The 20,043-nt window shown below is 48.7% G+C and carries 12 protein-coding genes and 2 pseudogenes; 5 read left to right on the plus strand and 9 right to left on the minus strand.

Annotated features, from left to right (window positions below; translation table 11 throughout):
- Positions 1 to 510: 510 nt before the first annotated feature.
- The 5 genes and pseudogenes from CMR00_05930 to CMR00_05950 all read left to right on the plus strand — a co-directional run bounded on the left by CMR00_05930 (position 511) and on the right by CMR00_05950 (position 5,806).
- Positions 511 to 1,303 (plus strand): annotated as a pseudogene (locus CMR00_05930) (UDP-2,3-diacylglucosamine hydrolase).
- An 86-nt stretch (positions 1,304 to 1,389) separates the two neighbouring features.
- Positions 1,390 to 2,265, plus strand: coding sequence for an ATP phosphoribosyltransferase (locus CMR00_05935; GenBank protein ID PIO48294.1), 876 nt, complete (start codon positions 1,390 to 1,392; stop codon positions 2,263 to 2,265).
- A gap of 203 nt (positions 2,266 to 2,468) precedes the next feature.
- Complete coding sequence (locus CMR00_05940) at positions 2,469 to 3,098, plus strand: hypothetical protein (GenBank protein PIO48295.1); 630 nt, start codon at positions 2,469 to 2,471, stop codon at positions 3,096 to 3,098.
- 87 nt (positions 3,099 to 3,185) lie between these two features.
- Positions 3,186 to 4,388, plus strand: a complete 1,203-nt coding sequence (locus tag CMR00_05945; protein PIO48296.1) for an arsenic-transporting ATPase — start codon at positions 3,186 to 3,188, stop codon at positions 4,386 to 4,388.
- Between the two features lie 246 nt (positions 4,389 to 4,634).
- Positions 4,635 to 5,806, plus strand: a pseudogene (locus tag CMR00_05950) (glycosyl hydrolase).
- Here the strand turns inward: CMR00_05950 and CMR00_05955 are convergent.
- From CMR00_05955 to CMR00_05995, 9 genes are all read right to left on the minus strand, one after another.
- Positions 5,803 to 6,909, minus strand: a complete 1,107-nt coding sequence (locus CMR00_05955; GenBank protein ID PIO48297.1) for a carbamoyl phosphate synthase small subunit — start codon at positions 6,907 to 6,909, stop codon at positions 5,803 to 5,805. The pseudogene CMR00_05950 and the gene CMR00_05955 overlap by 4 nt on opposite strands.
- A 36-nt stretch (positions 6,910 to 6,945) precedes the next feature.
- Positions 6,946 to 7,311, minus strand: a complete 366-nt coding sequence (yajC, locus tag CMR00_05960) for a preprotein translocase subunit YajC (protein ID PIO48298.1) — start codon at positions 7,309 to 7,311, stop codon at positions 6,946 to 6,948.
- A gap of 124 nt (positions 7,312 to 7,435) precedes the next feature.
- Complete coding sequence (locus CMR00_05965) at positions 7,436 to 8,035, minus strand: hypothetical protein (protein ID PIO48299.1); 600 nt, start codon at positions 8,033 to 8,035, stop codon at positions 7,436 to 7,438.
- Between the two features lie 169 nt (positions 8,036 to 8,204).
- On the minus strand, positions 8,205 to 9,260 hold the full coding sequence (locus tag CMR00_05970) for a hypothetical protein (protein PIO48300.1): 1,056 nt from the start codon (positions 9,258 to 9,260) through the stop codon (positions 8,205 to 8,207).
- A gap of 24 nt (positions 9,261 to 9,284) precedes the next feature.
- A complete protein-coding gene (locus CMR00_05975) occupies positions 9,285 to 11,519 on the minus strand; it encodes a beta-glucosidase BglX (protein PIO48301.1) in 2,235 nt (744 codons plus the stop codon).
- 12 nt (positions 11,520 to 11,531) lie between these two features.
- Positions 11,532 to 13,640 carry a hypothetical protein gene (locus CMR00_05980; GenBank protein PIO48302.1) on the minus strand — a complete coding sequence of 703 codons (2,109 nt, stop codon included), beginning with the start codon at positions 13,638 to 13,640 and terminating at the stop codon, positions 11,532 to 11,534.
- A 192-nt stretch (positions 13,641 to 13,832) separates the two neighbouring features.
- The gene (locus CMR00_05985; protein PIO48303.1) at positions 13,833 to 16,109 is read right to left on the minus strand and encodes a hypothetical protein; all 2,277 of its coding nucleotides are present in this window, start codon (positions 16,107 to 16,109) and stop codon (positions 13,833 to 13,835) included.
- Between the two features lie 117 nt (positions 16,110 to 16,226).
- Complete coding sequence (locus CMR00_05990; protein PIO48306.1) at positions 16,227 to 17,210, minus strand: hypothetical protein; 984 nt, start codon at positions 17,208 to 17,210, stop codon at positions 16,227 to 16,229.
- A gap of 2,164 nt (positions 17,211 to 19,374) precedes the next feature.
- The gene (locus tag CMR00_05995; GenBank protein ID PIO48304.1) at positions 19,375 to 19,698 is read right to left on the minus strand and encodes a hypothetical protein; all 324 of its coding nucleotides are present in this window, start codon (positions 19,696 to 19,698) and stop codon (positions 19,375 to 19,377) included.
- Positions 19,699 to 20,043 lie beyond the last annotated feature (345 nt).

Consider the following 20,043-nt stretch of genomic DNA (forward strand, 5'->3'; position numbering starts at 1 on the left):
GATTGCATAAGCTCGGGTTCTTTGCAGTTTGATTTGCGCACCTGCCCGCTTGTTAGCAAATCGCAGAACCCGTTTGAAATGAAATTACGCCTCTTGCAAGTTTACACTGAATAAAGTAAGAATTGCGTAAATGGTTTTCAAAAATAGAGGGTTTGACAAGAGCAGCGTTCCATCACCATCACATGCTACATGATTCAGCAATCTTTGTAGCACAGGCTCGAAAGCAGGACAACTGATTCTGTTAGGTGCTGCAAGAGCCGTGTTCAACTTTGTGTTGTATCTTGCAAAGAAAACTTGCTGAAGGCGTCGTATAACATACTAATTCATGACAGACATCTGTTGCTGCGCAAACCAACCGTGAGCAGAGCATGTCTTTTACATTCAGACGTCTAGTGCGATGAGCATCTTTTGTGAAGCATCTTGTATTTTTGATGATTGATTCTTGATAACCGTGATGCACCGTTAGGCTCGCTAAGACGCCTTTAGTGTGGATCAACCCTTTTGACCGAGATGAAGAAAACCTACTTTTTTAGCGACGTGCATTTTGGCTTGCAAGAGCGGCACGTGGAAGAAGCCAAAACAGATTTAATGCTCTCTTTGCTTGATGAAATCAGTAGAGAAGGTAAACGGCTCTACATGGTTGGCGACATCTTAGACTACTGGATGGAATATCGCCATGTTGTACCCAAAGGACCGTTCCGATTTTTGCTGCACTCTACGAGCTTGTGCGCCGTGGTGTCGAGGTGCACTACCTTGCTGGTAATCATGATTTCTATTTAGGCAAATACTTTGAGGAAGAACTCGGTGTGCAAACGCACTATGGTGCGCTCTTGCATGAAATTGATGGTAAGCTATTCTACATCGTGCACGGCGATGGTGTTGGCAAAGGCGACATTGGCTATAAGATTTTCCGCACCCTTGTGCGCAACACTTTCAACCTGGCATGGTATCGCTGGCTCCATCCTGATTTGGGAGTAGGCTTGATGGATTATCTCTCAAAGCTCTCGCGCAAGCATACATACATGGAAAAAGACTACGGTGAGAAAGAACGGCTCGTCGTATTTGCTAATGAAGAGCTGGCTCGCTCATCATTTGATTATTTCGTCTGCGGGCATCGCCACATTGTTAAGTTGCTGCCTTTGCGCAATCAGAAAAGTTACTATGTCAATTGCGGGACATGGATTGGCGGCATGCGACTTATGCTGTCTTCGATGGCGTGGAAATGAAGCTCATCAAAGCAAGGACGCGTGAGACGCTCTATTCAGAATCACAGCACTCTGCTGCACTAACCGAATACCTCTAAGTTTCGGCTTCTTATCAATCTGTTTAATCTTGTAACTTGTAACTTGCGCGCCATTTATCTACCAAAAAAACACTTGTAACACAGATATGCCAAATATCCTCAAATTGGGTTTGCCCAAAGGTTCTTTGCAAGACGCTACGCTCGATCTCTTTGCCAAAGCAGGTTTTCACTTCATTGTGCGAGAGCGATCTTACTTTCCCTCAATTGATGATGAGGAACTTTCTGCAATTCTTATTCGAGCGCAAGAAATGGCGCGTTATGTCGAGCAAGGCGCCTTTGACTGCGGGCTCACTGGCAAAGACTGGATTATTGAGACAGGCGCACAGGTCATTGAAGTTGCTGACCTTGTCTATTCCAAAGCCTCTATGCGTCCTGTGCGTTGGGTGCTTGCTGTGCCCGAAAGTTCGCCTATTCAATCCGTAAAAGATTTGGAGGGCAAGCGCATTGCTACCGAAGTTGTCAATATCACCAAAGCGTATTTGGCACAGCATGGCGTGTCAGCGGATGTGGAATATAGTTGGGGCGCAACAGAAGTCAAGCCGCCCGATCTTGCTGATGCAATTGTAGAAGTTACGGAAACAGGCACATCGCTGCGAGCTAATAAACTTCGAATTGTGGAGACAATTTTAGAATCCAACACAAAGTTTATTGCTAATAAACAGGCATGGAACGACAAGTGGAAGCGTGAAAAAATTGAAAATATAGCGATGCTATTGCATGGCGCTATTAACGCTATGGGCAAAGTAGGCTTGAAGTTCAACATTCGCCGAGAGGATTTGAAGACCCTTGTGACCAAATTACCAGCTCTGCGCAACCCTACCATTTCGCCGCTTTCATCAGAGGAGTGGGTTGCCGTCGAAATCATTGTGGAAGAAAAACAGGTTCGTCAGCTTATTCCTGAACTTAAACGCTCTGGCGCAGAAGGTATTTTTGAGTATGAAATCAATAAGTTGATTTACTAAGTTGGCGCCAGCGGGGCTACAGTTGTGCTGTGAATTGCAGTATGTTAGATGCTTGATTTCTTTTGCTGTGCTCTCAAGGATTTTGTCTCTAAAAACACTGCGATGTTTATTGCAAAAGTTTCTATATTTCCGAAAAATGAACGAGGTCTCGCCGAATCAAAAATTTCTTGCAAGAACGAAGTTGATATCCTAAGTCACAACGCATAAACTGTTTGACAATCGTGGCAGAGCAAGTGAAACATACCCGTTCCGCTGTTGAAGAGCGGCTCATTCGCGTGGCGGTGATTACGGTGAGCGATCGCGCTTTTCAGGGCATCTACAAAGATGAATCTGGACCTAAAGTCGCCGCCGCTTTTCCAAAGGATTTGTATGAAGTCATCATCACGAAAGTTGTTCCCGATGAAGTGAAAGCGATTGCAAATGAAATCGTCAATTGTGTCGATAACGAGCATGCGGATGTTGTGGTAACGACGGGTGGGGCAGGCTGTTCCGCCCGAGACGTTACACCTGATGCAACGGCATCGGTCATTCATCGTGAAGTGGTTGGTTTTTCCGAGGTTATTCGCCTTGCCAATCGTGATAAGAACCCGAACCTGATTCTTTCGCGTGGGGTCAGTGGCATTCGTAATCAATCTGTGATTATTAATTTGCCGGGGAATCCAGAAAATGCCCGAATGGCGATAGAATCTGTACTGCCTGCTATTCCGCACTGCATCAAGACAGTTCGCCAACAGCGTCCTGCTCGGAAGCATGGTACTGCGTCGCACAGCAGCATATTGCATACGCAGAAAGGTGGCGCACATTCTGGCTCCAAAGCAAAATCGTCAAAGTAGTGCAGGCGCAATACTTTCGGGCAAGCGCAGGAAAACGAGTTTTTACTCTCTTCTGTTTTTTCTTGAAGTTCGAAAACTCTTGTTGATATGAGAATCATCGTCTTTACAGGCAAGGGTGGCGTCGGCAAAACCTCAGTTGCCGCTTGCACGGCGTTGCGCGCCGCCGAAATGGGCTACCGCACCTTGATTATGTCCACCGATCCTGCGCACAGCTTGGGCGATTCGCTCGATACAGAACTTTCTGCTGAACCCATGGAGGTCGTCAAAAATCTGCATGCGCAGGAAGTTAGCGTGTTTAGTGACCTCAACAACAACTGGGAAGTGGTGCGCGCACATTTTGCAGAATTGATGCGCAATAAAGGCGTCGAAGGCGTCTATGCCGAAGAAATTGGTATCTTGCCCGGCATGGAAGAACTCTTCTCGCTCTCTTACATCAAGCAATACAATGAATCGGGCAAGTATGATTTGCTTGTCGTTGACTGTGCTCCGACTGGCGAAACCTTACGCCTGCTCTCTTTGCCTGAAACTTTTGGCTGGGTCATGAAATTGCTCCGCAACGTGGAAAAATACGCTGTAAAGCCGATTATTCGTCCTCTCTCAAAAATGTCTACCAAAATAGAAAAGACTGTTGCGCCGCCCGAAGTCTTTTCTGCCATCGATAACCTTTTCACATCCACTGAAGGCATCATTGATTTGCTCGGCGATAACTCCAAATCTACAGTGCGGCTTGTGATGAACCCTGAAAAGATGGTCATCAAAGAATCTATGCGCGCACTGACCTACCTCAATCTCTATGGTATTACGGTCGATCGCGTCATCATTAACCGCATTCTGCCAACCGAAAAGGATTCTGGCTACCTCAACGAATGGAAAGCCATTCAACACAAATATATTGATGAAATTCACGCAGCGTTTTCACCGATTCCAATTTCCAAAGTGCCATACTTCTCGCACGAAGTTGTCGGTCTCGATATGCTGCGCCTCATGGCAAAAGAAGTCTATGGTGACCTCGACCCACTTTCGGTCTTCTTTCGAGAGAACCCAATTGAAATTAAGAAAGTGCCAGAAGGTCACTTCCAGATGCGCATGAAACTGCCTTTCCTCTCAGACGTGAATATGTCGATTGCCTTACAGCAGCATGGCGATGACCTTGTTATCCGCATCGGCGATAATCAAAAAACTGTTACACTGCCGATCTTCCTTGCAGGCATGAAATCTGACGAAGCCTACTTCGAAGGACAATGGCTCTGCGTGGATTTCAAGCCCGAAGAAAAACTTGCGGTCAGCTAACCTTATTGTGCTGCACTGTAAAGAAGTGAGACGACGATGAAAAAGCTACTACTTTTTCTCTGTCGCACTCACTTCTGTGGGCGCCAGTCTTCAACCTTACAACTGTTGGTATCTGCCTGAGTTAATGCAACACCTCAACGGCTACTGCTATTTTTTGTCCGTGCAGGCATGCTCTCAACCTAATACCAGCACCCGATTTGACCTATCTACTCTGCACGCACCCTTGTCGATTTTGAGAGATAGACTATGACCAGCGCATCCATACTTTTTTACTATCAACTCTTCATTCTGGCATGTCTGCTTGTCTTTTTCGGTATCCTAATAAAAAACCTCTTTGACTTGCGCTTTCTCTCTGATGCGACTGTAGCGCAGCCTTTCATCTCGATTCTTGTGCCTGCACGCAACGAAGAGCGAAACATTGAACGATGTGTTTCATCGCTTCTTGCGCAAGACTATCCGCACTTTGAAGTGATTGTCCTCAACGACCACAGCAGCGACCGCACTGGCGAAATTCTTGCTCGATTGCAGCAGCGCAATTTGCGCTTGAAGGTTTTAGATGGAAAGGCTTTGCCTGAAGGTTGGCTTGGAAAAGCGTGGGCATGCCAACAACTTGCTGAGGCAGCAAGCGGCGAGCTCCTGCTCTTTACCGATGCCGACACGGTGCACAACCCCGATGCAGCACGCCGTGCTGTTGCAACCCTGCTCACCACAAAGTCCGATATGCTGACTGCTGTGCCATATCAAGTGATGCAGTCGTTTTGGGAAAAATGGGAGTGCCATTGGTGCATTTTCTTATTATGTGCTTTTTGCCCATGTCGCAGGTGTGGCAGAGTCACAATACCGCCTTTGCTTTTGCATGCGGACAGTTCATTCTCTTTCGGCGCGAGTTCTACCAAAAAATTGGCGGACACGCTGCTGTTCGAACTGCCCTTGTAGAAGATGTCTGGCTTGTGAAAGCTACAAAGCGTGCAGGCGGTAAAGCTATGGTCTTCAACGGTATCGATAGCGTCAGTTGCAGAATGTATAACTCGTTTAGTGATGTCTGGAAAGGCTTTTCAAAAAATCTTTTTGCCGGTGTGAATTATAACTACGCTGGCATGACTGGTATTGCGCTGATGATGTTTGCCTGCTTCGTTGCGCCGTATTTTTTCTTTGTCGGCTCATTTTTTATTGCCCCGTTTTCACTTGAGTGGTTTGGCTTACCACTTGCTCAAATTCTGCTTGCAATTCTGATGCGACTTATCGTTGCCCAGCGCTTTCAGTTGCCCATGCTGAGCGTGTGGCTTCACCTTATCTCGATTCTGCTCTTTATTGGTATTGCGCTTAATTCCATGCGGCTGATATGGTCGGGTAAAGGCGCAGAGTGGAAAGGTCGACGATATAATTTTTCTAAGGCAACATCACAGAGCGGTGGCTAATCACGGTAATTTTCCATCAAGGCTATGAATTGCGCAAAAAGGTAATGTGAGTCGTGCGGACCTGGCGAGGCTTCTGGGTGATACTGCACACTGAAGACGGGTAACTTCTTGTGCCGAAAGCCTTCGACGGTTTGGTCATACAGGTTCAGATGCGTGAGCTCCAAGTGCTTAGGCATGGATTTAAGTCTCACCGCAAAACCATGATTCTGCGCTGTGATTTCAATCTGTCCAGTGATAAGATTCTTTACGGGGTGGTTGCTGCCGTGATGACCAAACTTCAACTTGTAAGTTTCTGCGCCAAAAGCCAGTGCCAAAAGTTGATGCCCTAAGCAAATTCCAAATATCGGGATTTCTCGCTTTGCGAATTTCGGATTAGCAAGTTTTTGAATCGTCTCGATAGCGTAGCCCAGCGCCTCTGGGTCTCCGGGTCCATTTGAGAGAAAGATACCGTTGGGGTGCATTGCCAGCACATCTTCGGCGGGCGTATTGGCAGGCACCACGGTTACTTTGCAACCCGAGCGGTTGAGCAAATTGAGAATGTTGCGCTTGATACCGTAGTCAAACGCTACTACTCGATATTGTGGGTCTTCAGGCAGAGCATATTCATAACTCTGCTTTGTAGAGACGCCGCTGGCTAAATCCAAGCCAGCCATTTCAGGCAAACTGCGTGCACGTGCGACCAGATGTTCCTTGCTTTGTTCAGCCGTTGTGATGATACCGCGCTGCGCACCTTTTTCGCGTAAGAGCCGCACTAGCCGTCGTGTGTCAATACCCGAAATACCCGATACCTTGTGCATTTTGAGAAATTCATCGAGGCTTTGCCTAGCGGTGAAGTTGCTTGCAATCTCAGAGTGTTCCTTGACCACAAAGCCCGCCGCCCAAACCCTTTGCGATTCCATATCCTCAGGATTTGTGCCGTAGTTGCCAATAAGCGGATACGCCATCACCACAATCTGCCCTGCATAGGACGGGTCTGTCAAGATTTCTTGGTAGCCGGTGTAAGCTGTGTTGAAGACAACCTCGCCTTCAGCATCGCTGTCATAGCCGAAGGATATGCCTTCGAAGACATCTCCACTTTCTAAGACAAGTTTTGCAGGTTTCATTCGTGCGTGCCGCATCAGGTTTGAGTGTGAAGCGGTCTATTTTGCCGCCTCAAGTTTGTCGGCTGTTTCCGTTTTTTCAACCGTAGCAATTGCTGAACGGTCAAATTTAAGTCGGATATTGTCAGCAGCTTGAATGACCACCGTCTTCTTTTCTTGATTAATCTCTACAATTGTGCCGTGCAATCCGCCAATTGTCACCACCTTGTCACCTTTCTTTAGTGCATCAAGTGCCTTTTGCCGCTCCTTTTCTTTTTTTTGCTGCGGACGAATCATAAAGAAGTAAAACACAGCGACCACCAAAATCAGCGGGACAATTTGAATCAGCGGATTTGGCGTCTCGTTTGGGTTACCGCTTGGTGGAGCAAAGAAGAATATGGAAAAAACTTGCAGTAAACTTAACATTTTGAGTTTTCTCTCCTTGATTAAATCGAATGTACATCAAAGATAACCGATTCCACACACTCTTACAATCTATCGCCCAGAATGATTTCAACTTCTACACAAATCCCTTTGCGAGGCGTACGACTTACCTTAAAATTGAGAGTTCCAGCGAGAAGTTTGGCAGAAGTGGATGAGCGCTAATGGATTGGTCAAAGCCGGTGAGCAGTTGCACTGCTGCATTTGGCGTGTAGATGCGCACTTCTTCAGCTTGCGGGAAAATTAGCCAGCCCAGCGCTGTGCCCGTCTCCAGATATTCTTTCATCTTCTCATCCATTTCTGCAAGGTCATCAGAATTTGACATCAATTCTACAACAAAGTCAGGTGCCAGTGGCGGAAAGGTCTCGCGCTCTTTTTCGCTCAAAGCCTGCCAGCGCTCGCTACGCACAAATGCGGCATCAGGTGAGCGAATCGCACCGTTCGGCAAACGAAACCCCGTCGAAGAATCAAAGACGACGCCCAACTTTTGAGTGCGGTTCCAAAGTGTCAGCTCTGCGATGATTTCAGAATTGCGTCTGCCTGTGTTGCCGCCAGTGAGTGCCATCAGGATAATGTGGTGATGGCGGTCGCGCTCCATTTTGAGCATCGGGTTTTCTTTGGCAAACGCATAGAAATCCTCATCGCTCATTTTTATCGTCTTCGGAAAAGACAGTGTAATCTTGGAAAGGTATGTGCTGGTGTCAAGCATGTACAACTTCGTTTAGGTTTTAGCCAGAATTCTTTGCATTGACTACTTTCTGCGTCGTTTACTTGAAAATAGTTGTTCGAAACTGCTTGTCGAGCAAATACGGATTTTTTTTGCAGCGAGCGTCAGGTAGCGCGACGTCTTGGTCTTAGGCAGTGGCAAATAGGCTAAGTTATGCTGTTTCTCTGATGATGAGCTCGGGCACAATGCGCACGGACTGTGGCGACTGTTTGGGGTTTTCTAATCGGCGCAAGAGAAATTCTACGGCTGTGCGTCCCATTTGTCGAATAGGCTGGCGCACGGTTGTCAGCGCTGGCGTAACAATGCAAGCAATCGGCTGGTCGTCGAAGCCAATCACGGCTACATCGTGCGGCACTTTAATATGATGCTGAATCAAGGTGCGCACCACACCGGTAGCTACCTCGTCGCCATTTGCGCAAAAGACAGCATCAAACATCTTCATCTCGCCATGCTTGACTTTTTGCAACAGCTTTTCCATGAGTTTCACGCCCTCGTTGAAATTAAATTTCTCCTCTGTTTCATAGAGCACTTTGATAAGCAGTTCATCTTGAATCGGGAGTCCATGCTGACGCAGTGCGGTCAAATGCCCCTCGAGTCGCTCACTCATCACGGTGCTGGCAGAGGCATAGGGGAAGACAATGCGCCGTCGCCCTTGCCGAATTAGGTAATCGGTTGCTTCAAATGCGCCTTGCACATTATCAACCGACACGGAATCCAGAGACTTTAAGTCAGCTTCAATTACTGCGCAGGGCAATTGGTACGACGCATAGACTTTGGTGCGCCGTTCGGTGTGATCGAAGAGTTGAACCACGAGCCCATCGACCTGTTTGCCACGGGCGATGTTGCGATAAATTGTCTCTTCAGCTTGTTCATCATTGCCAGCGGTGCTGTAAATGACCAGATTGTAAGGTGTACCCTTGAGGGCTTCTTCGACACCGCGCAAAATTTCAATTGTGAAAGGCTCGACCATACTTGGCACGAGCAACCCGATTAAGTTTGTGCGCTGCTTGACTAAGCGATAGGCACTGGCGTTCGGCACATAATTTACCTGCTCGGCGATACGGCGCACCTTTGCTACCGTGCTTTCTTTGAACTTGCCCCGTCCATTGAGAATCATGGATACCGCAGCGGGTGTTAATCCTGCCATTTTTGCCACATCTTTCAGCGTAGCCGAGCCATTTTTCTGGTTTTTACGACTCGATTTCATAGCCTAATTGATAGGTCGCTCAAGTTAAGGTAAGAGTTCTATTTTCTCTTGCAGAGTGTCGCGAGAATTGCTACCCACAAACACGCTGAAACTCCCTGCTTCCAGCACAGGCTTAAAGTCTCGCCCTAAAAACATCAGGTCTTTTGCTGATAATTTAAACTCCACGGTCTTGCGTTCGCCGGCTTTGATGTAGACTTTCTGAAATCCTTTGAGTTCTTTTACAGGTCGAGTTATCGACGCATAGTCATCGCGCACGTAGAGTTGCACCACTTCCTCGCCATCCCGCGTGCTGGTATTGATGACCTCAACGCTGATACGCACGGTATCTGTTGCACGAAATTCCTTTTGGCTTACGCGCAAGTCTCGATACTCAAACTTGGAATACGATAGCCCATAGCCAAAGGGATACAGCGGCGAATTTTCTATGTCAATGTAGCGCGATTTATAGCGGTCTGCAGGATTCTGCGGATTGATTGGTCGACCCGTGTTTTTGTGGTTGTAGTAGATTGGGATTTGTCCTACGCTGCGTGGCACACTTATAGTAAGTTTCGCGCTTGGATTTTCATCACCGAAGAGTATGTCAGCGATGGCGTTACCGGCTTCTACACCCAAGTGCCATGCCTGCACGATTGCCGTTGCGTTCTCTGCTGCCCACACCAGTGCGAGCGGCCGCCCACTTGTGACAACAACGACCAACGGTTTGCCCGTTTTGTGTAATTCTTTCAGCAAGTCTTCTTGCACACCAGGCAAATCAATTGAAGCACGACTATGAGCCTCACCTGTCATATCGGCTGATTCACCGACCACTGCAATCACCACATCAGCTTGCTTGGCGATGCGAACGGCTTCAGCAAAGCCTGCTTTGGACATGGCTTGACGGCTACGACTGACTTCACAGCCTTTTGCATAAAGCACGCGTGTTGTGTTACTGACTTTCTTTTTCACACCATCCAGCGGCGTTATGACATCTTCAGCTCTGCCTACCATTTCCCACTCGCCCAGCATATCGCGTGCAGCCGTCGCTAAGCCGCCCACGACTGCAATCGTTTTGAGGTCTTTGCGTAGCGGTAAAAGATCCTGATCGTTTTTGAGCAATACAATTGATTTGCGTGCCATCTCTCGAGCGGCTTCACGGTGGTCAGGATTGAGCAGCGTGGCTTTTTCTCGCTCCACATCGCAGTAGCGAAAGGGATCATCGAAGAGACCTAGTTTGAATTTAGCTCGCAAAACACGACGCACAGCGGCATTGAGCGTTTGTTCCGAGATTTTGCCTGCGCGCACAGCGTTTGCTAAATTGACATAAAGTTCGCCTTCCATATCCATATCGACACCAGCGCGGAGTGCCAGTAGCGCTGCTTCTTCAGTGGTTTTCGCTGCGCCATGCACATGCACTTCATTGATTGATTCCCAGTCGCTCACGACAAAGCCCTTGAAATTCCACTCACGGCGCAAGATATCTGTCATCAGCATGGAATTGATGCTGGAGGGGATACCTGCAATCTCGTTAAAACTTGCCATAATGGTTTCCACGCCTGCATCCACGGCGGCTTTGAATGGTGGCAAGTAAATTTCGCGTAAGGTGCGCTCCGAGATGTCCACGGTGTTGTAGTCGCGTCCACCTTCGGCTGCACCGTAAGCTGCAAAGTGTTTTGCGCACGCAAGAATCGTATTAGGTGCACTTAGGGTCTCGCCCTGAAAGCCACGCACGCGTGCGGCTGCAATCAGCGATGCCAAGTAAGGATCTTCACCTGCCCCTTCAATGATTCTGCCCCAGCGCGGATCGCGTGCAATGTCGACCATCGGTGCAAAGGTCCAGTGAAGTCCTGCTGCTGCAGCTTCGGTTGCAGCAATGCGCGCGGAGCGCTCTATCAAGGCTAAGTCCCATGAACAGGACTCTGCTAGTGGAATGGGGAACGTGGTGCGAAAGCCATGAATCACATCGAAGCCGAAGAGCAAAGGGATTTTCAGACGCGATTGCAGTGCCATCTCCTGCGCCTTACGCGTAAGCTCTGCACCATAGACCATGAGCATTGAGCCAACCTTGCCCTGACGAATAAGTTCATATTGATGCGGTAAAATACCTGCTACACGTTTGAAGTTCGACAGGTCTCCTGCTAACTGATTAAGTTGTCCGAGTTTTTCTTCAAGGGTCATTTGCGCCAGCAGCGAATCAATTCGGCGCTCGAGGGTTTGTTCTGCAAGCTGGGCTTGTGTCACTGCCGTACAGAGCATGAATAGTGCAGTCAAAAGTTGTCGCATTGTTGAGTTAGATTATGGTTTTCCAAAAGGTGATGGTGGTACGTTCGTGCTGCCAAAGCGTGTAGGCTGATCGGTCATTTCAACATCAAGTTGTGCGCCTTGTATTAGTTCGCTGTGTCGTAGCCAGAGTCGATTCAAACGCTTACCATTGAGCTTCAGTGATTTGATGTATCGATTTTTATCCGATGTCTTAGGCGCATTGATGATCAGGCACTGACCGTTTTCTAAATGCACTGTTACTTTTCGGAAACACGGACTTGCTACAAAATACCAGTCTTGTCCAGCGTTTGGGAATATGCCGATTGCTGCCCACACAAGCCACGCAGAGAGTGTGCCGCTGTCATCATTGCCTGGCACGCCATCAGGTGTGGCTTTGAAGTTTTCTGCAATGAGTTGGCGCGTCCAAAATTGCGTGCGGTCGCCCCGACCAGCATAGAGGTATTGGAACGGCGCAAGCATACAGGGTTCATTTGAGAGCGAGAAGTAGCCTTTGGTAAAATCCGTATCGCGGCGAGCAAAGAGTGTATCCCACTTTGCCAGAAATGCTTTATTTCCACCCAGTCTCTTGATCAGACCGTAGAAGTCGTGTGGGACATAGCCTAAGTATTGCCATGCGGAGCCTTCATAGTAGTGCACTTCTGCACTCCATGCTGTTGCGGGCGGGAACACCCTTGCCGGATCGAAGGGTTCATCCCACTTGCCGTTAGATTTTTTAGGTCGAAAAAATCCTGTTTGTGCATCAAAGAGCTCGAAGATGCGCTGTGAGCGTGCTTTGAAGACGTGTGCTTCGTTACCACGCTTCAAGTAATTGCCAACAACCCAGACACAATAATCATTGTAGGCATATTCTAACGACTTGCTCACCGAGAGCCACTGCTTATCGCACGACAGCCAGCCTTTTTGTAGATACTCTGTGTAACGCCCTTTATGGGCAGTTAGACCAGAGGGTGCAGGCGCATCACCGGCTATGGTTGCATTTTTGAGTAGATACCGATAGGCTCGAGCAAGCTCGACACCCGGCAAGCGTTTTGCTGCTGCATCTGCAAAGAGCACATCGGCATTTGTGCCGCCTTGCATCACTGTGAATGCATTGCCTGTGAAGCCATCTGGGAGCCAACCGTAATAGTCGGCAAGGTCTAAGAGTGCCTGCAACATCTCTTGCTGCACGGTTGGGAAAAGTAATGTCAAGAGCGGATGAAGTGTGCGATAGCTATCCCAAATAGCAAAGTAATTAGTGAAGGCTTTGGCATTAGCACTTAACCCTTCAGGCGTTTCACCACTAATATCAGTTGGCATCAACAGCACATGATAGAGTGCGGTGTAGAAGATGATTTTCTTTTCATTGCTTGCTTCTTCAATTTCAATGCGCGAGAGCATACGGTTCCACTCCTCTTGCGTTTGTGCTCGCACTGCATCAAAGGATTGGTGCAAGTGCTCAAACTCTGCCAGATATGCGTCAGCATTTTGCGCACTGCGATAAGAGAGCGCAGCGACAAGTTCAATGGTTTTTTCATGACCCTCTGAGAGAAAGTTTAGCACCACACCACACGCTTCATTTTCACCTGCTGTTGTGCTCTCTGCATGAGCTATGGGTTGACCATTTTTCCAGATTGCGTAGGACAGTGGTGGTTCGCTGGTCTTTGCAGTGAAGTAAGCGATAAAGTCTGGTGGATTTGAGCCAAAGCCGCCCACAAATCGCCCAGAGAGATTCACCACTTGTCCATTTGCCTCTATGCTGGCTTTGCTTTCGAGTGCGTGCTGTGGGTATGCAGCATGGGCTGCATTGAAAATTAGCCGAAGCGTATCACCTTTTTTACCAGCGGCAAAGGTGTAGCGGTGGTGTGCTGTACGGGCTCGTGCTGTGAGTTCTACTTTTACTTGTGGTGCAGTGAGCCTTGTGGTGTAGTAGCCTGCATAGGCATACTCTTCCGTGCGTTCAGATTTGTAGCCAAACTCGGATAAGTCCACCGTATTACGTGCAGGCATAACGAGAAAATTACCGTATTCACCACTACCGATGCCACTGACTTGGTTATGCACGAAGCCAATGATATAGCGATTCTCAAAGCGGTAGCCCATGTTGCTCCACGCTCGCTCATCGGTGTGTGGCGAGAGCGCAATGAGTCCCCAAGCGTCGTCGCCCCCGGATGTGTGTTGCCGCCTGCTGCTGTGCCAATCAGCGGATTGACATAGTCAGCTGCGGTTTTGATCGCTTGAGCCTGCGCTGCCGAGTTTAGACTGATGCATAACACGACGAAGCACACCATCCACCTGCTACTAGTGCGCCAATATGTTTTGCTATACCTCATTTGTCTAACGATCTAAGTTATTTTTGCTCATTGAAGGCGGTGCTGCTTGTGGTGATTTACCCCAAGTTGGATGAGGTGTTGTGCCCATCTCAAACACTAACTTACCGCCCTGAACCATGTCCTGATGACGAATCCACACGGTCTCAATTAGTTTGCCATTGAACGTAATGGACTGAATGTAGCGGTTTTGCCTTGAGACATTTTTCGCTTCAATTGAAAGTGTTTTGCCCTTGCCCAGTTTGAGTGTTGCTTTCGGGAAGAGCGGCGAGCCAAAAACATAAATGGCTTCAGCAGGATTGACGGGATAAAAGCCTAACGCACTGAGCACATACCAAGCAGATACCTGACCGCAGTCATCGTTGCCGCATAAGCCCTCGCTAGTAGAATTGTAGAGTTCTGTAAGAACTTGCCACACCCGTTCAGCGGTTTTCTCTGGCGCACCAGCATAAGCGTAGAGATAGGCAATGTGTTGGCTGGGCTCATTGCCGTGTGCATATTGCCCAATTAAACCCGAGACATCTGGTGAGGCAGCAGTGCCCAATTCTGCAGGCTCTTCAAACAGCGAGTCTAACTTCTCAATAAATGGCTTTTTTCCTCCAACTTGCCTTATGAGTCCAGCAATATCGTGTGGTACAAACCATGTGTATTGCCATGAATTGCCTTCAGTGAAGTCGTCCTTGCGATGCTCTACATTGCGCGGGTTAAATGGCTGTTTCCACTCTCCTTTCGCATCTTTGGGGCGCATAAAGTTCGTACTGCGATCGAACACGTTCTGGTAGAAAGTCGCACGCCGCAAAAACTGTGCTTCATCGCCTTTTCGTCCTAAGACGTTTGCTACTTGCGCAAGACACCAATCGTCGTAAGCATACTCGAGTGTTTTGGAGACAGACTCGGGCTCGAGTTCAAACGGAATGTAGCCGTAGGTTCTGTAAGGCTCTAAGCCACGAGCATCTTTCATTGCACTTGACTTCATGGCTTCAAAAAACACTGCGACTTCCTCTTTGCTCAAAAAGCCTTTGGCAATAGCTTCAGCAATGACGACAGCCGCGTGATAGCCAATCATTGTGTAAGTTTCGTTAGAGACGAGGGACCACACTGGTAGCTCTCCAAATTCTTTGTATTGTGCAAGAAAGGAGTAAAGAAAATCGCGCACGCGTTCAGGGAAGACGAGTGTAGCCAGTGTATGCCATGCGCGAAATGTATCCCACAGCGAAAAGACCGTGTAGTTCGTGAAGCCTGTTGCGCTGTGAATTTGCTTGTCTTTCGGCTCTGAGCCACGGTAACGCCCATCTAAATCTTGATAGTGCATCGGGAAGAGCATAGTGTGATAGAGTGCAGTGTAGAAGACGGTTTTCTCTTCTTCTGATGCACCTGTGATGACAATGCGATGCAGTTGCTCTTCCCACACTTGTTCAGTTACGCGTCTGACGCGCTCAAACTCCCAGTGCTGAATTTCTTGACGCAAATTTTCCAAGGCGCCTTCTTCACTTACAAAGGAGAGAGCGACCTTGAAGAGAATTTTTTCGCTGTGCTCAGTTTTGAACGATAGCCACGCTCTGGCTTTCGGACTGCGCAATGTGCGTTGATTTGGAAACAGGCTTGAATCGGTTGCGACACCTATAGATTCTGGATGCTTAGAGATTGCTATGGCAAAATAGACCAGTTGATCTGCCGCCCAGCCAGAGGAACGGCGGTAGCCAGTGAGGAGCGTGTCGCTGCGAAAAGTCAGTTGTGCATCGGTGCACTCATCCCAGCCAATGCCATGATGAAGGTTTAGGATGATGTGAGCACTGTCTGTCTTTGGAAACGTGTAGCGATGCATGCCTACATGTGTCGTAGCTGTTAGTTCAGCGTCAACCTCGTAAGTGTGCAGATAGACGCGGTAATAGCCCGGCGAGGCATGCTCATCACGATGAGAGAAGTATGAGCCATAGCCTTGTTGCCAAGTCTGGCGCGTTGCAGGTGTGAGTTTAAGTGCACCAACCGTTGGCATGAGCAGAATATCGCCAAGCTCGCCGATGCCTGTCCCAGAGAGATGTAAATGACTGAACCCGATGATGAGAGAGTCCGAATAGTGATAACCTGAGCACCAGTCCCAACCAGCGTTGAACTGATCGGGGCTAAGTTGTACCATGCCAAATGGGGCCGCTGCCCCGGGAAAGGTGTGTCCGTGTCCACCTGTGCCAATCAGCGGATTGACATAGTGCGTGAGTGGTTGTGACCAGAGCGGTTGTCCTTGCATCATCAGTGCAAGGTACAGTACAGCATAGCGACCTAACATTTCATCTGTTGCAGTTGGAGTAGCGTATACTCTCAGCCGAGCATACTAAGCAATAAAAAAACGCTCCGCTCGAACTCAACTCGTCAAGCGGAGCGTACAATAATGGAGCAAAAGAACTTACTTCAAGAGCATCATTTTTCTTGTCTCGACAAATGTGCCAGCTTGTAAGCGATAGAAATACACGCCTGAGGCAAGGTTTGTCGCATTGAACTGCACAATATAGTTGCCCGCATTTTGTCGTTCATTGACCAGCGTAGCGACTTCTCTGCCCAGCAAGTCATAGACCTTGAGTGTTACCATTTGTGCAGAGGGTAGGGTGTAGCTGATGTTGGTCGTCGGGTTAAAGGGGTTTGGATAGTTCTGTGCGAGCTTGAACTCGGTTGGTCTGCCACCCAAGTTGACTGGCGTATTGAGTAAGCCTGCAACTGGGTTGCGGTCGAGCTTTGTGCCAATGCCAAATTGCCCAAGCTCATCGCGCGAGAGGTTAAAGGCTTTCAGGAAATTGCCACTGCGATAGGTGCTCAGCGCAATCCACGGTGAAGTGGCATTGGCACGGCGTGCAATATAGAGGTTTTGCGGACGCAGGATGTTGGTTAAGCCAGCAACATCGAGGCTGATGTCAAACCGTGCACGCGGTCCCAGTCCTGTTTGCGTAATCGTCCAAATTCTGCCGGGAATCACGACATGTGGTGCCGGGTCACCATCGTTGATGCGGTATGCATTGTTGTAGCCTACGGTGTCAATCACGCCAGTGCCCAACTGAATGGTATCGACCGTTGCAATCGTACCGCGCGATGCGGTCAGACTTCCTGCTGTCGTGTCATTACGCACGACTTCAACGAATGCCCCTGTGTTGCCCAGCACATAGTAGCCTTCGCCTGCCTCACGTGCTGCTACAGTGGGATTAGCAGAGAAGGCTTTTGCAATCAGTGGGAAGGGACTTTCATCGGCTACAATACGGCGAATGAAAATTTCACCTCTAAACCTTGGCGCACTTGTCGTGTAGACTGGCACATAGTCGCCGCCTTGAGAGTCTGGACCACGGTTTCCTACGACGCGCACCACACGGTCGGGATCATCGAGTGCATGACGGAAAGTCATGCCATAAATCAGTCCCGGATTTACAGTGATAATCATCTGGTCAATGCGTGTGCTATCGACCGTATAGGCAGCATTGGCGCCGAAGCCAAAGACACTTCCATAATCCAGACCGCGGAATTCATTGGTGAAATCAAAGATGTATTCATGATACTTGCCATCTGCAATGAGTGTCGCTTGACGCATGATTTCATTGCTGAAGCGTCGCCCACCGTTTGTTACGCGTCGCTGTCGCAGTGTATCTGTGCCAATGATGTACGGCGGAAGAGAGGCATCACGCAGTTGAATTTGTAGCGTTGGTGCTATATCGCGGTTGAATGCATTGAGGTTCTCGGTTGTCGTGCGCGCAAAGACATGGAGCACTTTGGCACGACTGAGGTTGATGGGCGTTGTGTCGGTTGCAGAGGATTTGAACGTTTTCCAGAACACATCGTCGCCGCCGCCGAGTGTATCGCGTGCCCCACCGGGCAGGGGACGTAAGCCTTGAGGCAAGCCATTGACGCCAATGTTGCCTGAGACGCCCACGCGCAGTGCTGGTTGACCTTGATCGGTTACCCAACTCAAAGTGTAGCGGTCGCGTGTGGTAACGCCGCCGAAGGGCAAGCCCACGGCCCAACCGTTGCGAGCTGTATCGGTTACGGTAAAATCATCGATCACCAGATTTGCACGCGCCACATTGCTGGGCACCGCAATACCGAATTTTAGGCTTAGGTAGCGTTCCACTTGTTCAATTTCTGCTCCAGAGAGTGTGCGGTTGTAAAGGATGATTTCAGCAATATCATTTTGACCGGCGCCAGTGCCGTTGAGCAGCGCACCAAGCCGCAGTCGTGTGCCACTGCCGCCGGCGTTTGTTACCGTGCCAGAGTAGGTTGCAATCGCAAATTGTCCTTGTGTGAGTGCCAGGGTGGTGCCACCGTTGCGTCGTAGGGTTGCAGGCGCAGCGCCTGTTGGTGCCGCAGCCAGCGTTCGATTTCCACCAGAGGCTGCAAGCAAGGCAAAACCTGTTGTACTTGCTGCTGTATCGGCAGTTGCGGCTACGACCGCCTCACGGCTGGCTGCAGCAATTGTCGCACGCTGATTAGCAAAGACTGCAAATGCTGTAATTGCTCCGCTGGTTGGGAGTGCCACGCCCATCGTGTCATCAGTGCCATCAAAGCGCAACGCGGCAAAATTATTGATTGCACCGGGTACTAAGGTTGGGCGTGCTCCGCCGCTCGAGATAGCATTTCGGCGATTGCCCGACGCATCCAGCCAGAAACTTACGGCATCACCACGGTTGAAGCCTGAAGTAGAAAGTTCATCGGCACGAAGCCACAGTTGCACCCCTGCTGCAGGAATTTGTGTAATTGGTCCAGCATTGAAGAGTGGAATAAGTGGAATGTTGTAGCGCGTGCTGAGGTAATTCTCAACTTGGGCGCGTTCCTCACCACTCAATCGTCGGTTGTAGACCAGAATTTCAGCAATGTCGTTGCGTCCTGCACGTGTCGAATCGCGGTTCGCCCCAATCACGAATGGAAATCCGCTACCGCCTGTATTCTGTATGTCGAATCCTTCGTAGGTAATAATCGTAAACTCACCTAAGTTGAGTGTCGGTGTTACAGCAAATCCGTTGCGGCGAATTACAAAGCCTCCGTCAGCACCCGCGCCACTGCCGCCTTCACGGCGAATTTCACGATTGTTCCGATTTGCAAACGTATTGTAACTCGAAAAACCAAATCCACGTGCCGGAAAATCGTTCTTGGTTGCCATCACCATATCGACCGCATCACCTGATGCCAGCAGTGGCTCACGTTGATGCGCCATCACCACAAACGCTGTAACGGTTGCCCCTGTCGTGTCATTGACAACCATCAACGGCTGATCTTTTGTCAGACCGCCATTACCTGTGAAACGTACCGCTGGCAACCCATTGATGGCATTTGCACGAAATAGCGGTCGAAACGTCCCTGTTGATGTGGCAGAGCGGCTATTGCCCGAATTGTCAGGCCAGGTCCCAACGGGCTGCCCATCACTGACACCAGTAATATCACTTGCACGGAGCCAGAATCGTAACCCGTTAGTTGGTACAGCAGTTTGTGCCCAAACCGCCGTACCAGACATCAGTGTGCAGAGCAGCAAGAGTACAGCCTTTTTTCTTATTGTTCTCATTGTCGTTATAGGAATTAGTTTAGCAAAACATGGAACGGTGTAATGTAAGCTCCTTGATGCGTTTGTTTGCCTCAGGTGTGCCTTGCTCTCTGCGGAGAAGCCCACCCTGCGCTTGGTTTGTTTGTACACTTTTGCACGATAATTTAATCGTTTCAATTAAGATACAGCAGAAGAGCAGAAAAATCCAAATGCTCTCGAGTGTAGCAGCAGACACAGTCTCAAAACCTTCAGTTAGGTTGTGTGTCTTCGTGGCAACACCACCTGTGCTATAGGCAGATTGGCAGTCTTTGAGATCAGGAGACCACAAGTTTGCAGCTTGGTGCAGCGAGGGATTTCGGCACATAAAAAACTGTCATCGGCATTGAACTTGAACAAAAGCACAACACCTCATTTAACCCCTGAACCGACCATGCCTTAAGAGCTATCACCTGTATGTTATCTTGTTTTCAAGTTAGATTTCGGCTCTTTGGTGTTTTCGCAGTGTGCTTGTAGCTTAATTTACTCTCTCAACTAAAATTTTACTCAGTCTTTTGATATATCTCCGTCCAGTTTTAAGGTCTGTTGATGTTAAGATCAAAATCCTTTCATTCATGTCCTTTTAATTTTTTTCCATCTTTCGCTGTTATCAAGAATAAAATTATCACCTGTCGGCGAGTTAAAATATTTCATTCCAAGAGTAGACAACTTT

Origin of the sequence: [Chlorobium] sp. 445 (genome assembly GCA_002763895.1) — a bacterium.
Classification (GTDB): Bacteria; Bacteroidota; Chlorobiia; order Chlorobiales; family Thermochlorobacteraceae; genus Thermochlorobacter.